Source organism: Devosia sp. FJ2-5-3 (assembly GCF_029201545.1).
In the GTDB taxonomy this organism is placed as follows: Bacteria; Pseudomonadota; Alphaproteobacteria; order Rhizobiales; family Devosiaceae; genus Devosia.
In genome coordinates, this window is sequence record NZ_CP104007.1 from 2594151 (window position 1) to 2613653 (window position 19503).

The window sequence follows — 19503 nt, forward strand, 5'->3', positions numbered from 1 at the left end:
CTTCGATCCGGAAAAACCGGTCCGATCCCTATTGTCCGAGAATGAGCGTGGCGTGGGTTGTCATGACCCCGCCCTGATTGCTGACGATGCAGGTCTTTGCACTGGGCACCTGCAGATTGGCCTGGCCGCGCATCTGCCGGACGCCCTCGATCACCAATTGCAGACCGGGCATGCCGGTTTCCGAAAGCAGGCCGCCGGACGTGTTCACCGGCAGGTCGCCGTCGATCTCGATGCGCCCACCGGAGACGAAGCTGCCGCCCTGCCCCTTGGCGCAGAAGCCATAGTCTTCCAGCGTCATCGGCACGGTGATGGTGAAGCAGTCATAGATCTGGGCGACGTCGATATCGGATGGCGCGAGGCCGGCCATCTCGAACGCCTTGGCCCCTGACACGACCGCCTGGGTGGTGGTGAGATCAGGGCGCTGGGCCACCGCCCAGGACGTATTGCCCTGCCCCAGCCCCAGGATGGGCACCGGATGGGCCACCTGCAATTGCCTGGCACGCTCGGCGCTCATCAGGATGATTGCGGCGCCGCCATCGCTGATCAGCGCGCAATCGTCGCGCAGTAGCGGCAGGACCACGGGCGGGGAGGCCAGATAGGTGTCCATGTCGAGAGGCTTGCGCAATTGCGCATTGGGATTGGCCGCGCCGTGCCGCCGGGCAGCGATCGCCACCGCACCAAGCTGTTCGCGCGTCGTGCCGAACTCGGCCATGTGTCGCCGAGCGATCATGCCGTAGCCGGCTGCGGTGCCGTACCAGCCGTGCATGGTCGCATCGGCGCCATGTGGACGGCTGTAGTTCTGGCGACTGCCGGTCTTGGGATTGTCGGCAAAACAGATCACGGCGACGTCGCATAGACCCGCCTCGATGGCCAGGCTTGCATAGGTGATCAGCCCGATATTGGCGGCGCCACCCTGGTCCCACACCCCGCCGAGACGTGGCTGGATGCCCAAAGCTTCGGCCACCTGCGAACCGAACATGAACTGCGGTGCAGAGGTGGGGAATTTGACCAGCACCCCGTCGATGACGTCTTTTTCGATGCCCGCATCGGCGATGGCGTTGCCGACTGCTTCGGTGATCAGCGAGATCGGGCTGCGCCCCTCGAGCCGACCGAAAGCGGTGTGACCTATGCCGGCGATAACGACCTTTCCGCGCATGCTACTGCCCCGTGAACTTGGGCTGGCGCTTTTCGATGAAGGCGAGCCGGCCCTCCTGCGCGTCCTCGGTCTGGCGCAAGGTGCGCGCCACCATTTGCTCGAGACGGAGGCCCGTGGCGGTGTCGACGTCGCGGCTGCGCACCGCAAGTTCCTTGCTCGCCTGCACAGCCAGGGGCGCATTGGCGGCAATATTCTCGGCATAGCGCTGGGCTTCCGCCATGAGATCCTCGCGCGGCACCACCTTGTTCACGAGGCCGAAATGAGCGGCGCGGTCTGCGTCCATGGTGCCGCCACCGAGGAGCATCTCCATGGCGATCGGATAGGGCAATTGCTGGGCGATGCGCTGGGTGCCGCCATTGGCAGCAACAATGCCGCGCTTCACCTCCGAAAGTCCGAACTTGGCGTCCGGGGTGGCGATACGGATATCGGTTGCGAGCATGAGGGTGAGCCCGCCGCCGAGGCAGTAGCCGTGCACGGCCGAAATGATGGGCTTCCACACCTCGAGCCCGCGGTTGAGGAGCGGCTGGCGCTGGGTCAACCAGAGATCGGCCCAGCCTCGCGAGGCCGGGCTATAGCTCTTGATATCGGCGCCAACGCAAAAGGCGCGATCGCCGGCACCGGTAACGATGGCGACACGGATATCCGGATTGTCGCGGACTTCGATCCATGCGTCGGAGAGGGCCTGGTAGTGCTGCTCGTCGAGCGCGTTGAGGCGCTCGGGACGGTTGAGCGTGATGGTGGCGATGTGATCCTTGATGGCGAAATCAATGGCCATGGCGCTATTCTTTCGACTTGTTGGACGCCGTCACGACGCCATCGGCGACCAGGCGGTCTATCTGATCGGCGCTGAGACCGAGTTCTGCGAGAATGTCGAGGCTGTGTTGGCCGAGCAGCGGCGGGGGCGTGCCGAGGTCGCGCTCAATACCGCCGAACGACACTGGATTGGCGACGGCGCGCATCTGGCCATAAACGGGGTGGTCGTAGGACTGGACCATGCCACGGGCGAGCGTTTGCGGATGGTCGGCGATCTCTAGGACATCGTTGATGGGCACGCAGGGCACGCCCATCTCGGTCAGCAGTTCGACCCAATCGGCGATGCTGCGTTTGGCGACGATTTCGGCAACAAAAGCATTGGTCTCGGCTGAGTTCTGGACGCGAGCCGCGTTCGTGGCAAAGCGCTGATCCTCGGCCAGTTCGGCGCGACCCACGGCCTTGCAGAAGCCCTGCCACAGCCTGTCGTTGGCGACCCCGATGAGGACGTCCCCATCGGAGGCCTTGAACACCTGATAGGGGCAGAGAGACTCGTGGCCAGTGCCGGATTTCTCGGGAGCCCGACCATGTTTCCAGCTGCGCTGCAGGTTAAAGCCCAACAGACCAATCGCGCTCTCGAACAGGGAAACCTCGACATAGGCGCCCTGCCCGCTCCGCTCGCGGTTGAACAGAGCCGCGAGAATGCCTGCCTGGGCGTTGAGGCCCGTCGCCTGATCTATGGGTGAAAGCGGAACGCGAATATGCTTGCCGCCGGGCTCGCCGGTCATGGCCATCACGCCGGTGAAGGCCTGGAGGACGAGATCATAGCCCTTGGTGTTGGCGAGCGGGCCTGTTCGCCCAAAGCCCGAGATGGAGCAGTAGACGAGCCGCGGATTGATTGCGTTGAGGCTTGCATAGTCGATGCCCAGGCGCTCGGCGACGCCACTCGAATTGCTCTCGACGACGACATCGACTTCAGCGGCGAGCTTGCGGACGATGTCGCGGCCCGCTTCGGTCTTGAGGTCAACCGCGATGCTGCGCTTGTTGCGGTTGACGCTCAGGAAGACGGTGCCGTCGCGCTGGCCGTCATCGTCAGCATGAAACGGAGGCCAATGGCGCGTGTCATCACCCTTGGGGCTCTCGAGCTTGATGATCTCGGCACCCATGTCCCCCAGATATTGGGTACAGATAGGGCCAGCCAGGACCTTGGTCATGTCCAGAATCTTGATACCCGTGAGCGGCTTCATAATATTTCCCTAGTCCTAACAATGGTCGAACCATTGATTATTGGGCAGATTGTTCTGTCAGCGCGGGCGCTTTCCAGTGCCCGCAGGTGACGACTTTTCAGAGCGGCCGCTTGAGCCAGCGTGAGAGCACACCGACAATGCCAGCGCGGAAGACGAGGACGCAGAGGACGAAGATTGCGCCCTGCACAACCAGAACCCACGATCCCAGATGGGACAGATAGTTCTGCATCGAGACGACAAGCGCCGCGCCGACGATTGGACCGAAGAAGGTGCCCATGCCACCCACGAGGGTCATCAGAATGACCTCGCTCGACATGGTCCAGTTGACGTCCGTCAGCGTGGCCAGCTGGAAGACGATGGCCTTGGTGCCTCCGGCAAGGCCGGCAAGCGTTGCCGAGAGCACGAACAGCATGACCTTGTGATGGACCACGTCGTAGCCAAGCGAGGTGGCGCGTGCCTCATTGCCGCGGATCGCCGCCAGCACTTCGCCAAAGGGCGAGTTGACGATGCGATAGACCGCCAGGAACCCGGCGAGGAAGATGACCAAGACGACCCAATAGAGCGTCATGTCGCTGGCCAGGTCGATGAAGCCGAACATCTGGCCACGCGGAATGGCCTGCAATCCGTCTTCGCCACCCGTGAACGGCGCCTGCAGGGCGAAGAAGAACACCATCTGCGCAAAGGCGAGAGTGATCATCGAGAAATAGATGCCGTGGCGGCGGATCGCGAGAAGGCCGAAGAGCAGGCCCATGAGCGCGGCGACGACGACACCTGCCAGGATGGCCAGCTCGGGGGTGAATCCCCAGGCCTTGGCAGTATATCCGGTGACATAGCTTGCCATGCCAAAGAAGGCCGCATGGCCGAAGGACAATAGTCCCCCGAAGCCCAGCAGCAGGTTCAATGAGCAGGCAAAGAGCGCAAAGCACATCACCTTCATCAAAAAGAGCGGATAGACGAAGAAGGGCGCGACCGCCAGGAGGGCAATCAGGGCAATGACCAGACCGAACAGGAGCCTCGTGTTGCCGTTGCTTGCAGACTTGCCCGGGGAAAGGGAATTGGTGGTGTCGGACATGGTCATGCCCCCTTTCCAAACAGGCCGGACGGCTTGAGCAGAAGCACGATTGCCATGACGATGAAGACGACGGAGGTGGAGGCCTCGGGGTAGAACACCTTGGTGAGCCCCTCGATAATGCCGAGGGCAAACCCGGTGACGATCGCACCGAGGATAGAGCCCATTCCCCCGATGACGACCAGGGCGAAGACCACGATCATCAAGTCGTGCCCCATATTGGGGTGTACCGAATAGATCGGCGCAGCGAGCACGCCGGCGACGCCTGCCAGCGCCACGCCGGCACCATAGGTCAGCGTGATCATGACCGGCACGTTGATGCCGAAGGCCTCGACCATCACCGGGTCTTCCGTCGCGGCGCGGAGATAGGAGCCGAGCCGCGTGCGCTCGATGATGAACCAGGTCGCGGCACACAGGACCAGCGCGGCGATGACCACGAAGGCGCGGTAGTTCGGCAGGAACATGAAACCAAGGTTCATGCCGCCGGAAAGCTCCGCCGGAATGGCATAGGGCATGCCCGAACCGCCGAACTGGATGCGGAACAGCCCGGTGATCACGACACCCAGGCCGAAGGTCAGCAGCAGGGAATAGAGGTGATCCTCATTGTAGAGGTGGCGCAGGAACAGCCGCTCGATGACCATGCCGAACACGCCGACTACGATCGGGGCGATGATGAGGGCACCCCAGAAAGGTATTCCCAGATAGGTCAGCAGCATCCAAGCGACGAATGCGCCCATCATATACATCGCGCCATGCGCGAAGTTGACGATGTTCAGCAGACCGAAAATGATGGCGATGCCCAGCGAGAGCATGGCGTAGAAGGCGCCGTTGATGGCGCCGACCAGCAATTGACCGAACAGGGCCTGGGAAGGAATTCCGAAAATCTGAATCATGTGCCCGGTCCTCAAACGCCGAGATAGGACTGGAGCCGAGCGGGATCGGCCTTGACGGTTTCGTTGTCGAACTGATCGACCACCCTGCCCAGCTCGACCACGTAGTGGCGGTCGGCAACCGAAGAGGCAAAACGGAAGTTTTGTTCAACGAGAACAATGGTGTAGCCACGCCTCTTAAGGTCGCCGATAACGCGGCCGATCTGCTGGATGATAACCGGGGCCAGACCTTCGGTGGGTTCGTCCAGCAGGATGGTCCGGGCCCCGGTCCGCAGGACGCGCGCCATGGAGAGCATTTGCTGCTCGCCGCCGCTGAGCTTCGTGCCGGGACTCTTCAACCGCTCCCTGAGGTTGGGGAAGAGGGTAAAGATCTCATCCAGCGACATGGCACCCGGTGCGATGACCGGTGGCAACATGAGGTTTTCCTGCACCGAGAGGCTGGCAAAGATGCCGCGATGCTCGGGAACGAAGGCAATGCCGGCGCGGGCAATGCGGCGCGACGGGGCCGCGATCAGCTCGTTACCCTTGAACGTCACCGAGCCTTTGCGGCGCTTCATGATGCCGATGATCGACTTGAGCGTGGTGCTCTTGCCGGCGCCATTGCGACCGAGCAGCGTCACCACCTCTCCCTCATTCACATCGAAGGACAGGCCATGCAGGACATGGCTCTCGCCATACCAGGCGTTGAGATCGCGGATGGAAAGCACAGGCGCAGTCTTGGCGGGATCACTCATGGGGCACCCCGATATAGGCTTCGACCACGCGCGGATCGTTGGAGACGGCGTCATAAGTGCCTTCTGCCAGGACCTCGCCGCGCGCCAGCACGGTGATCTTGTCGGAAAGCTGCGCAACCACGGACAGATTGTGTTCCACCATGAGGATGGTGCGGTCCCGGGCGATATCTTGGATCAGGGCAGTCACACGCTCGATGTCTTCGTGGCCCATGCCGGCCATGGGTTCATCAAGCAGCATCAATTCGGGGCGCAGTGCCAGCGTAGTGGCCAGTTCGAGGCTGCGCTTGCGGCCATAGGAGAGCTCGGCTGCACGGGTATTTCGGTATTCGGTCAGGCCCACCGCAACGAGTAGTTCGTCCGCCTCGTCGTCCAGTTCGGCGAGGACGGCCTTTGAGCGCCAGAAGTCGAAGGATGCGCCGCGCTCACGCCGCTGGATGGCAACGCGGACGTTTTCATGCACCGTCTGGCCGCCGAAAACGGCAGAGATCTGGAACGAGCGAACCATGCCGAGGCGGGCGACGTCCACGGCGCGCATCCGGGTGATGTCGCGGCCATTGTAGTGGATCGTGCCAGCAGAGGGCTGGAGGAATTTGGTCAGCAGATTGAAGCAGGTCGTCTTGCCGGCACCGTTGGGGCCGATGACAGCATGGACAGTGCCGCGCTGAACTTCCAGATCGACCCCTCGCACGGCGTGAAACCCGCCGAAGGATCGGCCGAGTCCGCGCGTCACGAGAATCGCGTCGGTTTTCGTCATGTCGGAATTCTCCGGCAGGAAGGGTACCCCCGCCCGATTAGGCGGGGGTGGGAGAAGCCTCGGGGCAAAGGCTACTGAACCAGCTTGCACGCGTCGTTGAGTGCGCGTGTCGCTACATCACCGGAAGTGGTGGAGAGCAGCTGGTAGATGTCCCACTCTGCGGTGGATTCGCTGGCGTTCTTCGCCTGGAAGAGATGCACGTCGCGGATGGCGCGATTATCGACCCGGAGCTGGACGTCCTTGCTCATGAAGTCGTTGATCGGCAGCTCGTGCATCTTGGCCATGACAGCATCTGCTTCGGTGGTGCCGGCAGCCTCGACAGCCTTGAAGTAGTGATGGGCGGCGCTATAGACGCCGGCCTGCATCATGGTCGGTGGACGGCCATGGACTTCCTCGAAGCGGGCGCTGAAAGCACGGGTCTCGTCGTTGAGATCCCAGTAGAATGGCGAGGAGAACTGGATGCCGCCGGCGGCTGCGGGGCCGAGGGTGTGGATATTGGCTTCGGTGACCTGGAGACCAGCGAACTTCTGGCCGCTCTCGGTGATGCCAAACTCGCTGCCCTGCTTGATGACGTTGACCAAATCGGCGCCGGACAGCGCCAGCGCGATCACTTCGGCGCCAGAGGCCTGGGCCTGGAGCAGGAAGGATGCGTAGTCGGTGGTCCCGATCGGCACGCGAACAGCGCCACGGATGTCGCCATTGGAGGCTTCGATCAGCTTGCGGGCTTCATCTTCGAGCGAGTGACCGAAGGCGTAGTCGGCTGTGATGAAGTACCAGGATTTTACGCCGGCATCCTGCAGGGCACTGACCGTGCCGGCGACCACCGAATAAGTGTCGTAGAGCCACTGGGCGGAGTAGGCATTGCAGTATTGGCCGGTCAGCTCGGTCGAAGCAGCGCCCACGAACAGCGCCAATTCCTTCTTCTCTTCGGCAATCTGGCCGACGCCGAAGGCCACTGCCGAGTTGTTGACGTCGAGAATGGCGGACACGCCGTCCAGATCATACCACTGACGGGCAATGTTGGTGCCGATGTCGGCCTTGTTCTGATGGTCGGCGCTGACCACTTCGATCGGCTTGCCCAGAAGGCTGCCGCCAACGTCTTCGATGGCCAGCTGCACGGCCTTGACGGAGCCCTCTCCGCTGATGTCGGCGTAGATGGAGGACATGTCGGTCAACACGCCCACCTTCACGGCATCCTGCGCCTGCGCGGCCAGGCTGAACGACATGGTCCCGAGCGCCAATACGCTCGCTGCCAGCATGAACTTCTTCATTATAATCTCCTCCTAGGAAAAATTCTTGGACATGAAAAGCGGCACGGTTGCTCCTGCTCGCTGCGTCCATTTCAAAATCAGATCCTGACCAACGCTGAAGCCCTGATCCAGTGGAACGCCCGGCCGGGCGCCATCAATCCGGCTGATCATGCGCGCCCCCTCCTCAAGCTCCACAATGCCGACGGCATAGGGAATTTCAGGCTTCACGCTCTCATGGAAAGCATGGTGATAGACCACAAAGCTCACCAGCTTCGCGACCCCGCGCGCCTCTTTCCACTGCCAGTCCCCGCCGAGACAGGAGGGACAATGGCTCTGTGGCGGCAGCCAGGCGTGGCGGCAATTGTTGCAAGCCTGAAAGCAGAGCTTTTCCTGCTCAAACATTTGCTGCTGATGCGCCAGAAGCGCCATCACCCCTCCCCGGCGCGCTTGTTTGCGCGCTCACTCAATGGTTCAACCATTGATACATCAATCACTGTGTGACAGAGTTGTCAAGCGGTTGGGAAAGCGTGTGAGGGCATGCAAAACAAGGGTTACAGGCGGCTTTAACGTCGCTCAAATGACTGAAAACCAACGTATTTTTATGGTCTAACCTTTTCGGAAGACGGATTTTATGGACTTGGATTTAAACTCCCTGCCGCTTGGCGAGCGTTACAAGCTGCTCTGCGGGCTCGTCGTGCCGCGCCCCATCGCGCTGGTGACCACTTCAAATGAAGACGGAACACCCAATGCCGCCCCGTTCTCCTTCTTCAATGTCATCAGCCATGATCCGCCGATGGTGGTGCTCGGCATTGACCGCCGGCAGGACGGCACGCCCAAGGACACGCTCGGCAATATCCAGAGAACAGGCGAATTCGTCGTCAATCTGGTCAGTGAGGCCATTGCCGTGCCGATGAACGCATGCGCCACCGATTTCCCGCCTGGGCATAACGAACTGGAGGAAGTGGGCCTCGACGGAGCGGCCTCAACCGTGGTGCGGCCACCGCGAATCGTCCAATCGCCGACAAGCCTCGAATGTCGACTGGCCCGAGACCTCGAGTTCGGCGCAGAGGGCCAACGTCACGTCATCATCGGCGACATCGTCCATGTGCACATCGCAGACGGCATCGTGAACGAGCGCTATCATGTCGATCAGGACCGCACCAATCTCATCGGCCGCATGGCCGGCCGCGACTACGTCCGCACGGCAGACCGCTTCAAGCTCGAGGCGCTGCACTACAAGGAGTGGCAGGGCGCCTGAGCGACTAGTCCAGTTCGATTTCGCGCGGGGCGAGCTGGCCGAGTTCGCCGGAATAAGCGTTGAGGTGTCGTGCCATACGACGATAGGCGGCATCGCCGTCCCCGGCCTCGATGGCTTCGTAGACGCGGCGGTGGGCCCTGATCATCCCGCCCCGCAATTCATCCGAACCATGATCCTCGATAACCGACGCCCGCACCGATGCCTCGGCGGTCGAGTTCATGAAGGCCGTCAGCAGTTCATTGTGACTGGCGGCTGCGACCGACAAATGCCAATCGATGTTGCCGCGCGCGATGTCGTGCCGCCCGGTCTGAATTGAAGCTTCGAGAGCCTCCATCTTTTCACGGATGGTTTGGAGTTCCGCTTCGGACCGATTGCGCGCCGCGAGATAGGCGAGCGTGGGTTCGATCGCCTGACGCGTTTCGAGCAGCGCTTCGAAGCGAATGCGACGGCCACGAATGAACATGTCGACCAGATGGCCCAGTGCAGTCTCATTCTGCGGCTGCACTACCGTACCGCCATACCGCCCGAGCTTGGTACTGACCAACCCCTCCGCCTCAAGAACGCGAAGGGCTTCCCGCACAGAGCCCCGGCTCAGGCCTGTCTGCTCGACGAGGTCGCGTTCCCCGGGCAACATTTCGCCGGCGGCAAATTCGCCCGCCAGAATCTTCTCACGCAGTATTTCCGCCAAAGCGCCATATCTATTGGGCACCCGGACCCGGTCGAGGCGTTTCACGTCGGCGTCTGACATCTGGATAACCCGGCAGTTCGTGCAGTTCGGTGCTACTGTATTTTGCGAGAGACAACGAATGTCAATGGCCCGACCATTGACTCACACTGCCGGCGATCGTTCTGCACCCGCCCAATGGTCGAAGCGTGTCAGCCGTGCTCCCTCGTTAGAATGAAGTCGAATTCGGACTTCCAGGCGGTGTCGTCTCCAGCTTGCATGCTTGCGATCAGCGAGGCCTTTACGCCAAAGACAGCGTCGGACGTAAGCCATTGATCCCCTTGCACGAAGGTGTGGGTGATTATGGTTTCAAAACCCGGAGCCGAAACGAGGAAGTGCATGTGCGCCGGCCGGTTGGGGTGGCGTCCCAGCGCCGCCAGCATCTGTCCCACCGGACCGTCATCGGGGATCGGATAGGCGACCGGGCGTATGCCGCGAAAACTGTAGCGGCCGTCCGGGCCGGTGACGAAGATACCGCGATTGTTCCACTGCGGCTGGATGCCCGGCTGCTGGACGTCATAATAGCCGTCGGCATTGTCGCACCAGACGTCGATCTCGGCATTGGCAACCGGGTTACCCTCGATATCGCGGACGATGCCGGAAAAGAGGCAGCTCTCGCCCTTGCCGTCGAGCGATATGTTCGTACCCATCGGGTAGCGGGGCGCACCGGGGACGTGGAACGGCCCGAGCACAGTATTTTCCGTGGCGCCGGACGGCCGGCGATGGTTGATGGCATCCACCAGCATGGAAAGCCCAAGCACGTCGCTGAGCAGGATGAATTCCTGCCGGTTGCCGTCGCTGATCTGGCCCGTGCGCGTCAGGAAGGCGACGGCCACGGCCCATTCCGCCTGGGTGAGTTCCACATCCTTGGCAAAGGCATGCAGATGCTTGACCAGCGAAGTCATGACCTGGGCGAGGCGCGGATTGATGTCGGGTCCGAGGCGGGAATTGACCACCTCCTCGCTGCGGCCCTCAGTGAAGTAATCGATTGTGTCGGCCATGTCGGGCTCCTATGCGGCGGCGCTGCGATCGAGGATGGCGGAGAGGACGCGGGTGAGCTCGGCAACCGGATCGGCCACCATCTCCTCGGCGCGCCAGGCGACATGATGGTCGGGGCGGACCAGCACGCAGCCGCTGTCGGTGATTTCCCGGGCACGGGCCCAGGACCCTTCGAGGTCGGCGAGCGGTCGGCGCGGTCCGATGACATTGGCGACGAGCGGGACGCCGAGGGATTTTGCCACTTTCTCGGCGGCCATGGCCCAGGCCTCTCCAGCAATGCCGGTCAGGATTGTGAAGCGGCCCTTGCCGGTGACATCGAGCGTCGAATGCTTGCGGCCATTGGGGTCATAGAGCCAGGCATGCGGCAGGCGGGCGCCGGGCCAGGTTGTGGGCTGATAGTGCAGCTCGGCATCGAGGTCGAAGCTGGGTTCCATCTGGCCGTCCGTCACCACGCCTTTCGACTTGTAGCGCTGGTTCATCTCCACGCCATGGGCGTCGAATTCGTATTTCTTGAAGGCGATGGCCTGGCGCAGCACTTCTCGCTGGCGCTCGGCGGCTGGCGTGGCGTCGCAGCGCGCATCCATCGAGGCCTTGATCTTTTCGACGTCGGTGCCGCCGGTCATGCCCAGGGCCTCAAAGATGGGGCCGAACTCGCCGATGGACTGGTTGGCACGAGTGACGATCTGCCTCGCGATCGGAGCGCGCTCGACCGAATAGGTGTCCAGCAGGCCCCTGCCCGCTTCGCCCCTGACCACCGCCGCCAGTTTCCAGGCGAGATTGAAGGCATCTTGTATGGAGGTGTTGGAGCCAAGCCCGTTTGACGGCGGATGCCGGTGCGCGGCATCGCCCATGATGAAGACGCGATCCCTTTGCATATGGGTGGCGTACATGTTGTTGACGGTCCAGGTATTGGCCGACAACAATTCGATTTCGAGATCCGGGTCGCCCACCAGCTGGCGGGCCACGCCGGTGGCGAATTCGGCATCGACCACCGGGGCAGGCTGGTTGATGTCATAGCCCCAGACGATCAGCCACTCATTCCACGGGCGCACCATGCGCACGAGGCCCATGCCGATGCCACCCACATCGGCGCCCGGCTGCATCACCCAGTAGAGTACGGAAGGACGATGGGCGACGAAGCGCGAGAGATCGGCGCGGAACAGGATGTTCATCGAGCCGGAAACGCCCATCTGGCCCTCGAAGGGGAGCCCCGCATGTTCGGCGACCTTGGAATTGCCGCCATCGGCCCCAACCAGGAATTTCGAGCGGATGGTGATTTCCTTGCCCGTCAGCCGGTCGAGGCAAGTGGTGGTGACGCCATCGGCATCCTGCTCATGGCTGAGATATTCGGTGGACATTCGCGCCTGGGTGCCGCGCGAACAAGCCGTCTTGAACAGCAGCGGCTCCATGAAGGTCTGCGGCAGGTCGTTCATCTTTGTGGGCGATGACAGCTCGTGTTCAGCGCGGGACAGCGGATGGTTGCCCCAACTTTTCATGCGGCCGATTTCTTCCCCGGCGAGGCTTTCGCAGAAGATGTTCTCCCCCATCAGATCCTGTTCGGTGGCGAACAAATAGGCTTCCTTCTCAACGTCGCGGCCGAGATCGCGAAGCACTTCCATGGTGCGCTGATTGGTGATGTGCGCACGCGGCGTGTTGGACAACCACCGGTATCGGTTGATTGCGATATTATCGATGCCATAGGTGGACAGGAGCGCGGCCGTCGCAGACCCGGCGGGACCGGTGCCGATAATAAGAATTTCCGTCGTGATGTCGGCCATGATTATTCCTCCCTATGCGTCGTATCAGTTTGGATCGGCCCGCCGACAAGGCGGCGCCGGATCGGAAAAAGCTGGATGCCGGTCCGATGTGAAAAGCTGCCCCACAGCCCGCGCGGGGCAAGCAGCATCACGCCGATGCCGATGAGGCCGAGGATCATCAGGTACCAGGCGCCGTATTGCGCCAGAAATGTCTGGAGCAGAAAGAAAACCAGCACGCCGATGATCGGCCCTTCGATGGTGCCGATCCCGCCGATGACCACGATGAAGATCACATAGGCGGTCCAGTCGTTGAGCGAGAAGGCAGCATCGGGCGATATGCGCGCCTTCTGCATGTAGATGAGCGCGCCGGTCAGGCCCGTGCCGAGCGCGGAGACAAGGAAGACGAACCATTTGACCCGCTGTGCGTCGACGCCGACGGAGCGCGCCGCCTGCGGATTGTCGCGCACGGCGGCGAGCGCCAGGCCGCGCTTTGAGCGCAGCAGCCAATAAATGCCGCCGATAGCTGCGATCGCCAGAACCAGCGCCAGCCAATAGGCGAGAATGTCCCGCGCCGCCGCGGCCCGAACGTCGAGGAGCGTTGCGATTGTTTCGGTAAAGACGATGTTCTCGGTCGCACTGCGCGGCAATGACGTGCCCGTGCCACCGCCGACGGCCCGCCATTGCGCGGTGACCAACCGGGCGACTTCGGCCAGAACCCAGGTGCCGATGGCGAAATAGGCGCCCTGAAGGCGGAAAGCGAAGAAACCGAAGGGCACGGCAAGGACAAGCGCCGCGAGGCCGCCCAGCAAGATCGCCGGCACGGGATCGAGCCCCCATAAAATGACGGCTGCGAACATGGCATAGGCGCCCATGCCGACAAAGGCCTGCTGGCCGACCGAAACCAGCCCACCATAACCGGCGAGCAGGTTCCAGAACTGCGCGAGGGTCAGCATGGTCAGGATGAAGAAGAGATCCTGGATCAGGCTGCGGGACGCGAAGGCCGGCAGGGCGAACAGCGCCAGGATGATCACCACCGCCGCAATCGCCGCAATGGTTGAGATGTTTGTGCGCGTCTCGACGCGGAAATTTGCGGTGCTTGCTGGGGTCATGGTCGCACTCAATCGACGGCGCGTGGGAAGAGACCACGCGGCTTGAACAGGAGGACGAGGAGGAAGGCGATGTGCCCGGAAAGGATCTGCCACTCCGGGTTGATCGCCGCGCCTAAGGTCTGGGCGACGCCGATGATCACGCCCCCCGCCAGCGTCCCCCAGAGCGAACCGAGCCCGCCGATGATCACGGCCTCGAAGGCATAGACGAGGCGCGCCGGCCCGATGGCGGGATCGAAATTGGCACGCATGCCCAGATAAAGCGCAGCGATGGTCACGATCATCATGGCGATGCCGGTCGCCTGGGCGAAAACGATGCGCGGCTTGATGCCCATGAGGCTCGCCGTCGTCGCGTCATCCGACGTCGCGCGGAACGACCGCCCCAGCGCGGTGCGGTAGAACATGTGGTTGAGCAGCACGATGACGATGATTGCGGAGGCAAAGGTCAGCACCGGCAGGACACCGACCGTCACTGGACCGAGATTGACCGAAGCCACGGCCAGATCGCCTGTGGGCAGGCGGCGGGTATCGGCGGAAGCGCCTTGCAGCAGTGCATTCTGGACCACGACGGAGATACCGAAGGTCACCAGCAGCGGCGGCAGGATGTCCTCGCCGAGGACCCGGTTGAGTACGACCCGCTGCAACACGTAACCAAGTCCGAACATGATCGGCAGGGCGATCAGCGCCGCGAGGAAGGGCGAGAGGCCGAGGAGCGAGACAATGAGCAGGATGAGATAGGCACCAAGCACGATCAGATCGCCATGGGCTAGATTGACCAGGCGCATGATGCCGAAAACGAGGCTGAGGCCGGCGGCGAAGAGCGCGTAGAGGCCGCCCAGCAAGATGCCCTGCACGATAGTATCGAGCCAGTTCATGCGGCGGCTCCGAAATAGGCGTTGTGGATGGCCTCGCGGCTGAGCGCATTGGCGGGGCCGGAGAGCGTCACCCTGCCCTCCATCATGCAATAGACCCGGTCCGCCACCTTCAGGGCCTGTCCGATATCCTGCTCGACGATGATCATTGCCGCGCCGCCGGCGCGAATGCGGGGCATGGCGTTGTAAATGTCCTTGATGACGACCGGCGCCAATCCCAGCGAAATCTCATCGCAGAGCAGCACATCGGGATTGCTCATCAGCGCACGGCCGATGGCCACCATCTGCTGCTGCCCGCCCGAGAGCGCAGTCCCAGGATTGTTGCGCCGCTCCCTGAGGATGGGGAAGAGCTCGTAGATGGCCTCCAGCGTCCAGGGGCCGGAGCCTTTTCGCGCATGGGCGCCGATCAGCAAATTCTCCTCGACGCTGAGCGAGGGGAACAGCCGCCGCCCCTCGGGCACCATGGCAATGCCACGCCGCAGCACTTCGTCGGCCGGGCAATCACCAATGTTCTCGTCCCGGTAGCGGATGGACGCCGGCTCATTGCGCAGCACGCCGGAGAGCGAGCGCAGCAATGTCGTCTTGCCGGCGCCATTGGCCCCGATGATGGCAACGCACTCGCCTGGCTCGAGGCTAATGTCGACGCCGAACAGCGCCTGGAACTGACCATAATGGGCCGTGAGGCCATGGGTAGAGAGGAGCGTCATCAGACTTCGATCCCCAGATAGATTTCGCGGACCTGCGGACTCGACATGATCGCGGATGGCTCTCCGATCCCGACAACCTTGCCGAAGTCGAGCACGAGCAGCCGTTCGACTACGGAGTTCAGCGCGTGCAGCACATGCTCGATCCAGATGATGGTTGTGCCGCGCGCATGGATGGCCTTGATGGTGGCTACCAGCTGACGGCACTCACCCTCGGTGAGGCCGCCCGCAATCTCGTCGAGCAATAGCAGCCGCGGATCGGTCGCCAGCGCACGCGCCAGTTCCAGCCGCTTACGTTCCAGGAGGGAGAGGCTATCGGCCGGCACATTGGCGCGGGCGAGCAGGCCCGTCTGATCGAGAATTTCAGCGCAGGCCATTTCGACGCTGCGCTCGCTCTTGCCCTGCCCGAACGCGCCGGCAACCAGCAAATTCTCGAACACCGTCATCTTGCCGAAGGGCTGCGGGATCTGGAACGAGCGCCCGATGCCGCCGATGCAGCGGTCCATGGCGGAGCTGCGCGTCACATCCTTGCCTAGAAACCGGACCGTGCCGCTATCGGGCGCAATATTGCCGGTGATGAGATTGAACAGGGTCGACTTACCGGCGCCGTTCGGTCCGATAATGCCGAGCGCCTGCCCCTCCGGCACCTCGAAACTAATGCCGTCGGCGACCTTGAGAGCGCCAAAGCTCTTGCAGACATTGTCGAGCGCAATGATGGCCATGATATTCTGTCCCGAAGGGCCGGACGCAAGATTGCGTCCGGCGAAGGGTGATGGGCTCAGGAAATGGCTTCCATGGTGCCGCCGGTCGGGATGTTCTCGTGGCCGGTATTGTCCACGATGACGAGGTCGTAGCCGCCGCCGTCGCGCAGGCGCCACTGGCCGCCCACCAAGGGGGTCTTGCAGACATTGGTCGCTGCGAAAGGCGGCACCCCTGCCCCGTCGAACTTCACCGGCCCGACAATGGTCTGGAGATCGGTCGCTGCAATGGCTTCCACCACGGCATCGACATCACCGGCATCGCTGACGCGGCCCATGACGTCGGCCGCCATTTCGAACAGCGCATGCACGAAGCCGATCGGCTGGGTCCATTGCTTGCCCGTCTCGTCCGAATAGGCCTTGGCCAGTTCCGCCGAGCTCATGCCATTGAGCGAGGATTTGAACGGATGGCTGGGCGACCACCAGACTTCGGACGACAGATTGTGCCCGCTATTGCCCAGAGCCTCGACGGCCTGCGGAAAGAGGATCGCCTTGCCGATGGACGCGGCCTTGGGCGCAAAACCCTGCTGGCGCGCCTGCGACCAGAACGTCGTGAAATCAGGCGGGATCGGCACCCCGGTGATGATATCGGCATTGGCCTGGCGGAAGGCGTTGATCTGGGCCGAGAAATCGTCGGTGAGATTCTGATAGCGGCCCGGATCGAACATCTGGAAGCCCTTTTCCGCCAGAGCCGGCGGGAAGCCGGTATTCGGATCGCCCCAGGCATTGCCGTCGGCATCATTGGGGAAGAGCCCGCCGACGATCTTATTGGTTTCGAGCTGGCCCCACATATTGGTGAAGACCGAGATGACGTCTTCGAGCCCCCAGAAGAAATGATAGGCGTAGTTGAATGGACGCCAGCTCTCCGGATCTCCCGGATTGCCCTGCTGCCCGATGAACCAGGGCTGCCAGGGGGCCATGGTGGAAATCAGCGGCACCCCCTCGGCTTCGGCCGTCGTCGTCACCGGATTGGTGGTTTCCGGCGTCGAGGCCACCATCATCAAATCGACTTCGTCGTCGATGATCAGTTCCTGGGCCACTTCAGCCGCGCGGTTGGGATTGGACTGGCTATCCTTGACGATGATCTCGAATTGCGAGGCAATCTCGCTCTTGGCGAAATTGGACAGGATGAAGTTGTCCGCTTCCGCGAAGGCGGCGAGCGGCCCGGATTGCGGGCTGACATAGCCCACCTTGATCTTGGCGCCCTGCGCGATGGCGGGCATGGGAAAGGCACCGGTGGCGGCGATGAGGCCGGTTGCTGCCGTGCCCTTGAGCATATTGCGACGGGTAATCATGATTGGTTCTCCTCCCAAAAATCATGTGCCTTGCGGCAGGTGTCAGAATGCCGGCGGATCGCCCCTCCAGGCGGCGCCGAGCAGCTTGGCGATGTCCTTCTTCGTGACCTCTTGCGGGTTCCAGTACGGCTTGGCCGTGGCGATCTCAGCGGCTTTGTCGAGATCGGCTTCCTTGAGGCCGAGATCCCTGAGCGCGAGCGGACCACCCAGCTTGCGGGCAAAATCGAAGAGTCCCTGGCCTGGATGGGCATTGCCGAAAATGCGGCTGACCGGCTCGAGTTCGCGCGCCGCCGCCCGAGCGTTGAAGGCGATGGTGTGGGGAAGCATGACCGCGTGCGTTTCGGCGTGAGGCAGATCGAACGAACCGCCCAGCGTGTGGCAAAGCTTGTGGTGCAGGGCCATGCCCACCTGCCCCAGCACGGTCCCGCAGAGCCAGGCGCCGTAGAGCGTGCGCCCGCGCGCTTCGAGATCGCCCGGGCTGGCTACGACCTTTTCGAGTGACTCGGCGAAAGCCTCCAGGCCCTCGATGGCCAGCAAGGTGGACACCGGGTTGCGGTCCCGGGCGTAGAGCCCTTCCGCCGCGTGCGCCATGGCGTTGAGCGCGCTGGTGACGGTCAACGATGCCGGCAGACTGCGCACCAGTTCGGCGTCATAGAGGATCACTTCGGGCTGGACGCGCGGATCGGTCAGCGTCGTCTTGATGCCGTTTTCGGTCTGGCCGAGAATATTGGTAGCTTCCGAGCCGGCATAAGTCGTCGGCACGACGATCTGCGGCAGGTCCGTGCGCAAGGCGATGGCCTTGCCCAGGCCCGTCGTCGAGCCGCCCCCGACAGACACGAGGCAATCGGCGCGGACTGACAGGGCGTGTGCGACCGCTTCCTCGGTCACCGAAACGGGCGTGTGCATGGTGGCGCGGGTAAAGACGCCAACCGCCAGATCGCCGATATCCTGGGCCATCTCCATGGCCTGATCCGCCTGCGGCGGGGTGGACAGAACCAGCGCCCGCTTGCACCCAAGGCGCGCTATCTCCTCACTGACCTGCCGGCGCACACCGGCGCCGAAACGAACCCGGACAGGCGCAAAGTGTGCAGCAAATGATGGTGTGAAGTGCGACATCAATCCCTCCCGCCCGACACCATGGGCGTCCGCGACAGATGCAGTGTGTCACATCCAACATACCACCTTGATCGGATTGGCGCGCCATAACATAACTTGATGTTATGAAGCTTGATCCGAGACATCTTGAAATTCTTGCGGCGATCGTCGACGGCGGCGGCCTTACGGAAGGCGCGCAGGCGATCGGGCGCGCCCAACCGAGCGTGTCGCGAACCATCGCAATGCTTGAAGCTCGGATCGGCGCCCCGCTGTTCGAGAAGAACAAGCGCCCGCTTGTGCCCACCGAACTTTGTCTTGGCCTTGCCGGTGAAGGCCGGCGTATCCTGGCGGCCGGCAATACTGCCTCTGCCATCGTCGCCACCTTCCGCACTGGCCATCGCGGCATTGTCCGGATCGGGGGGACGCCGGTCTTCATGGATGGGGTGATTTCGACGCTGATCGCCGAGTTCCAGCAGAACCATCCTCAGGTCCGGATCGAACAATCCTACGGCTATGTCCCTGAACTCACCGACCAATTGGTCGCCGGCACGCTTGACGTCGCGATCTGTCCGATCAATCCGACGGCCGTTCCCGAGGGTTTTCATTTCGTACCGGTCTTGCCCGGCCGAAATGTCATCGCCTGTGGCAGCGACCATCCCCTCTTGCGCAAGGGATCGCTGCGCCTCACCGATATCGCCAATTATCCGTGGATCGCGCCGCCGGCATCGAGCCCGCTCTACCAGGACATGCGGCACATTCTGCGCGACATCGGCGTCAACGATATCCGCATTTCGTTTTCCGGCGGCACGCTGGCCTCGATGACCGCCATTCTCGCCAATTCCGATGCGCTGACCATCCTGCCCTATTCGGTGGTCTTCATGGCGCGCAAGCAGCGCACCATGGCGGCGCTGTCCATTCGCCTCAACCATCCCGAGCGCATGCTCGGCATATTGACCCGCGATGCCGAGGCGAGCAGCCCGACGGCGCGGCGCTTTCGCCGCTTCATCGACACCGAATTCCGCAATCTCTCGCGCTTCATCCAGCAACATGAGCAAAATACGGTCTGGCGCGACTAGGCTGTTCTC

Annotated in this window: 20 protein-coding genes; 2 read left to right on the forward strand and 18 right to left on the reverse strand. The window is 62.5% G+C overall.

Features of this window, described 5'->3' with window-relative positions; genetic code table 11:
* Window positions 1–28: 28 nt before the first annotated feature.
* The 9 genes from N0P34_RS12505 to N0P34_RS12545 all read right to left on the reverse strand — a co-directional run bounded on the left by N0P34_RS12505 (window position 29) and on the right by N0P34_RS12545 (window position 8279).
* The gene (locus N0P34_RS12505) at window positions 29–1156 is read right to left on the reverse strand and encodes a thiolase family protein (RefSeq protein ID WP_275603564.1); all 1128 of its coding nucleotides are present in this window, start codon (window positions 1154–1156) and stop codon (window positions 29–31) included.
* A gap of 1 nt (window position 1157) precedes the next feature.
* The gene (locus N0P34_RS12510) at window positions 1158–1931 is read right to left on the reverse strand and encodes an enoyl-CoA hydratase-related protein (protein ID WP_275603565.1); all 774 of its coding nucleotides are present in this window, start codon (window positions 1929–1931) and stop codon (window positions 1158–1160) included.
* A gap of 4 nt (window positions 1932–1935) precedes the next feature.
* Entirely contained in the window at window positions 1936–3153 is a 1218-nt protein-coding gene (locus N0P34_RS12515) for a CoA transferase (protein ID WP_275603566.1), read from the reverse strand.
* A 97-nt stretch (window positions 3154–3250) separates the two neighbouring features.
* A complete protein-coding gene (locus N0P34_RS12520) occupies window positions 3251–4225 on the reverse strand; it encodes a branched-chain amino acid ABC transporter permease (RefSeq protein ID WP_275606983.1) in 975 nt (324 codons plus the stop codon).
* A gap of 2 nt (window positions 4226–4227) precedes the next feature.
* Window positions 4228–5115, reverse strand: a complete 888-nt coding sequence (locus N0P34_RS12525) for a branched-chain amino acid ABC transporter permease (protein WP_275603567.1) — start codon at window positions 5113–5115, stop codon at window positions 4228–4230.
* Between the two features lie 11 nt (window positions 5116–5126).
* Window positions 5127–5846 carry an ABC transporter ATP-binding protein gene (locus N0P34_RS12530; protein ID WP_275603568.1) on the reverse strand — a complete coding sequence of 240 codons (720 nt, stop codon included), beginning with the start codon at window positions 5844–5846 and terminating at the stop codon, window positions 5127–5129.
* Window positions 5839–6600 carry an ABC transporter ATP-binding protein gene (locus tag N0P34_RS12535; RefSeq protein WP_275603569.1) on the reverse strand — a complete coding sequence of 254 codons (762 nt, stop codon included), beginning with the start codon at window positions 6598–6600 and terminating at the stop codon, window positions 5839–5841. The genes N0P34_RS12530 and N0P34_RS12535 overlap by 8 nt, the downstream gene beginning before the upstream one ends.
* 71 nt (window positions 6601–6671) lie before the next feature.
* Window positions 6672–7871, reverse strand: a complete 1200-nt coding sequence (locus N0P34_RS12540) for an ABC transporter substrate-binding protein (RefSeq protein WP_275603570.1) — start codon at window positions 7869–7871, stop codon at window positions 6672–6674.
* 12 nt (window positions 7872–7883) lie between these two features.
* The gene (locus N0P34_RS12545; protein ID WP_275603571.1) at window positions 7884–8279 is read right to left on the reverse strand and encodes an OB-fold domain-containing protein; all 396 of its coding nucleotides are present in this window, start codon (window positions 8277–8279) and stop codon (window positions 7884–7886) included.
* A 202-nt stretch (window positions 8280–8481) separates the two neighbouring features.
* On the opposite strand from N0P34_RS12545, the gene N0P34_RS12550 reads away from it, so the two are divergent.
* On the forward strand, window positions 8482–9108 hold the full coding sequence (locus N0P34_RS12550; protein ID WP_275603572.1) for a flavin reductase family protein: 627 nt from the start codon (window positions 8482–8484) through the stop codon (window positions 9106–9108).
* 4 nt (window positions 9109–9112) lie between these two features.
* Here N0P34_RS12550 and N0P34_RS12555 read toward each other — a convergent pair whose 3' ends face one another.
* The 9 genes from N0P34_RS12555 to N0P34_RS12595 all read right to left on the reverse strand — a co-directional run bounded on the left by N0P34_RS12555 (window position 9113) and on the right by N0P34_RS12595 (window position 18439).
* The gene (locus N0P34_RS12555) at window positions 9113–9856 is read right to left on the reverse strand and encodes an FCD domain-containing protein (protein ID WP_275603573.1); all 744 of its coding nucleotides are present in this window, start codon (window positions 9854–9856) and stop codon (window positions 9113–9115) included.
* Between the two features lie 128 nt (window positions 9857–9984).
* Window positions 9985–10833 carry an intradiol ring-cleavage dioxygenase gene (locus N0P34_RS12560; protein ID WP_275603574.1) on the reverse strand — a complete coding sequence of 283 codons (849 nt, stop codon included), beginning with the start codon at window positions 10831–10833 and terminating at the stop codon, window positions 9985–9987.
* 9 nt (window positions 10834–10842) lie between these two features.
* On the reverse strand, window positions 10843–12609 hold the full coding sequence (locus tag N0P34_RS12565; RefSeq protein ID WP_275603575.1) for an FAD-dependent monooxygenase: 1767 nt from the start codon (window positions 12607–12609) through the stop codon (window positions 10843–10845).
* A gap of 2 nt (window positions 12610–12611) precedes the next feature.
* Window positions 12612–13697, reverse strand: a complete 1086-nt coding sequence (locus N0P34_RS12570; RefSeq protein ID WP_275603576.1) for a branched-chain amino acid ABC transporter permease — start codon at window positions 13695–13697, stop codon at window positions 12612–12614.
* Window positions 13698–13705: 8 nt separating this feature from the next.
* Entirely contained in the window at window positions 13706–14569 is an 864-nt protein-coding gene (locus N0P34_RS12575) for a branched-chain amino acid ABC transporter permease (RefSeq protein ID WP_275603577.1), read from the reverse strand.
* Window positions 14566–15273 (reverse strand): ABC transporter ATP-binding protein, encoded by a 708-nt coding sequence (locus tag N0P34_RS12580; protein ID WP_275603578.1) that lies wholly within the window; start codon window positions 15271–15273, stop codon window positions 14566–14568. The genes N0P34_RS12575 and N0P34_RS12580 overlap by 4 nt, the downstream gene beginning before the upstream one ends.
* On the reverse strand, window positions 15273–15992 hold the full coding sequence (locus tag N0P34_RS12585; protein ID WP_275603579.1) for an ABC transporter ATP-binding protein: 720 nt from the start codon (window positions 15990–15992) through the stop codon (window positions 15273–15275). The genes N0P34_RS12580 and N0P34_RS12585 overlap by 1 nt, the downstream gene beginning before the upstream one ends.
* 56 nt (window positions 15993–16048) lie before the next feature.
* On the reverse strand, window positions 16049–17323 hold the full coding sequence (locus N0P34_RS12590; RefSeq protein ID WP_275603580.1) for an ABC transporter substrate-binding protein: 1275 nt from the start codon (window positions 17321–17323) through the stop codon (window positions 16049–16051).
* 42 nt (window positions 17324–17365) lie between these two features.
* Window positions 17366–18439 carry a maleylacetate reductase gene (locus N0P34_RS12595; protein WP_275603581.1) on the reverse strand — a complete coding sequence of 358 codons (1074 nt, stop codon included), beginning with the start codon at window positions 18437–18439 and terminating at the stop codon, window positions 17366–17368.
* Window positions 18440–18543: 104 nt separating this feature from the next.
* Here N0P34_RS12595 and N0P34_RS12600 point away from each other — a divergent pair, with 104 nt between their 5' ends.
* On the forward strand, window positions 18544–19494 hold the full coding sequence (locus N0P34_RS12600; protein WP_275603582.1) for a LysR family transcriptional regulator: 951 nt from the start codon (window positions 18544–18546) through the stop codon (window positions 19492–19494).
* Window positions 19495–19503: the final 9 nt, after the last annotated feature.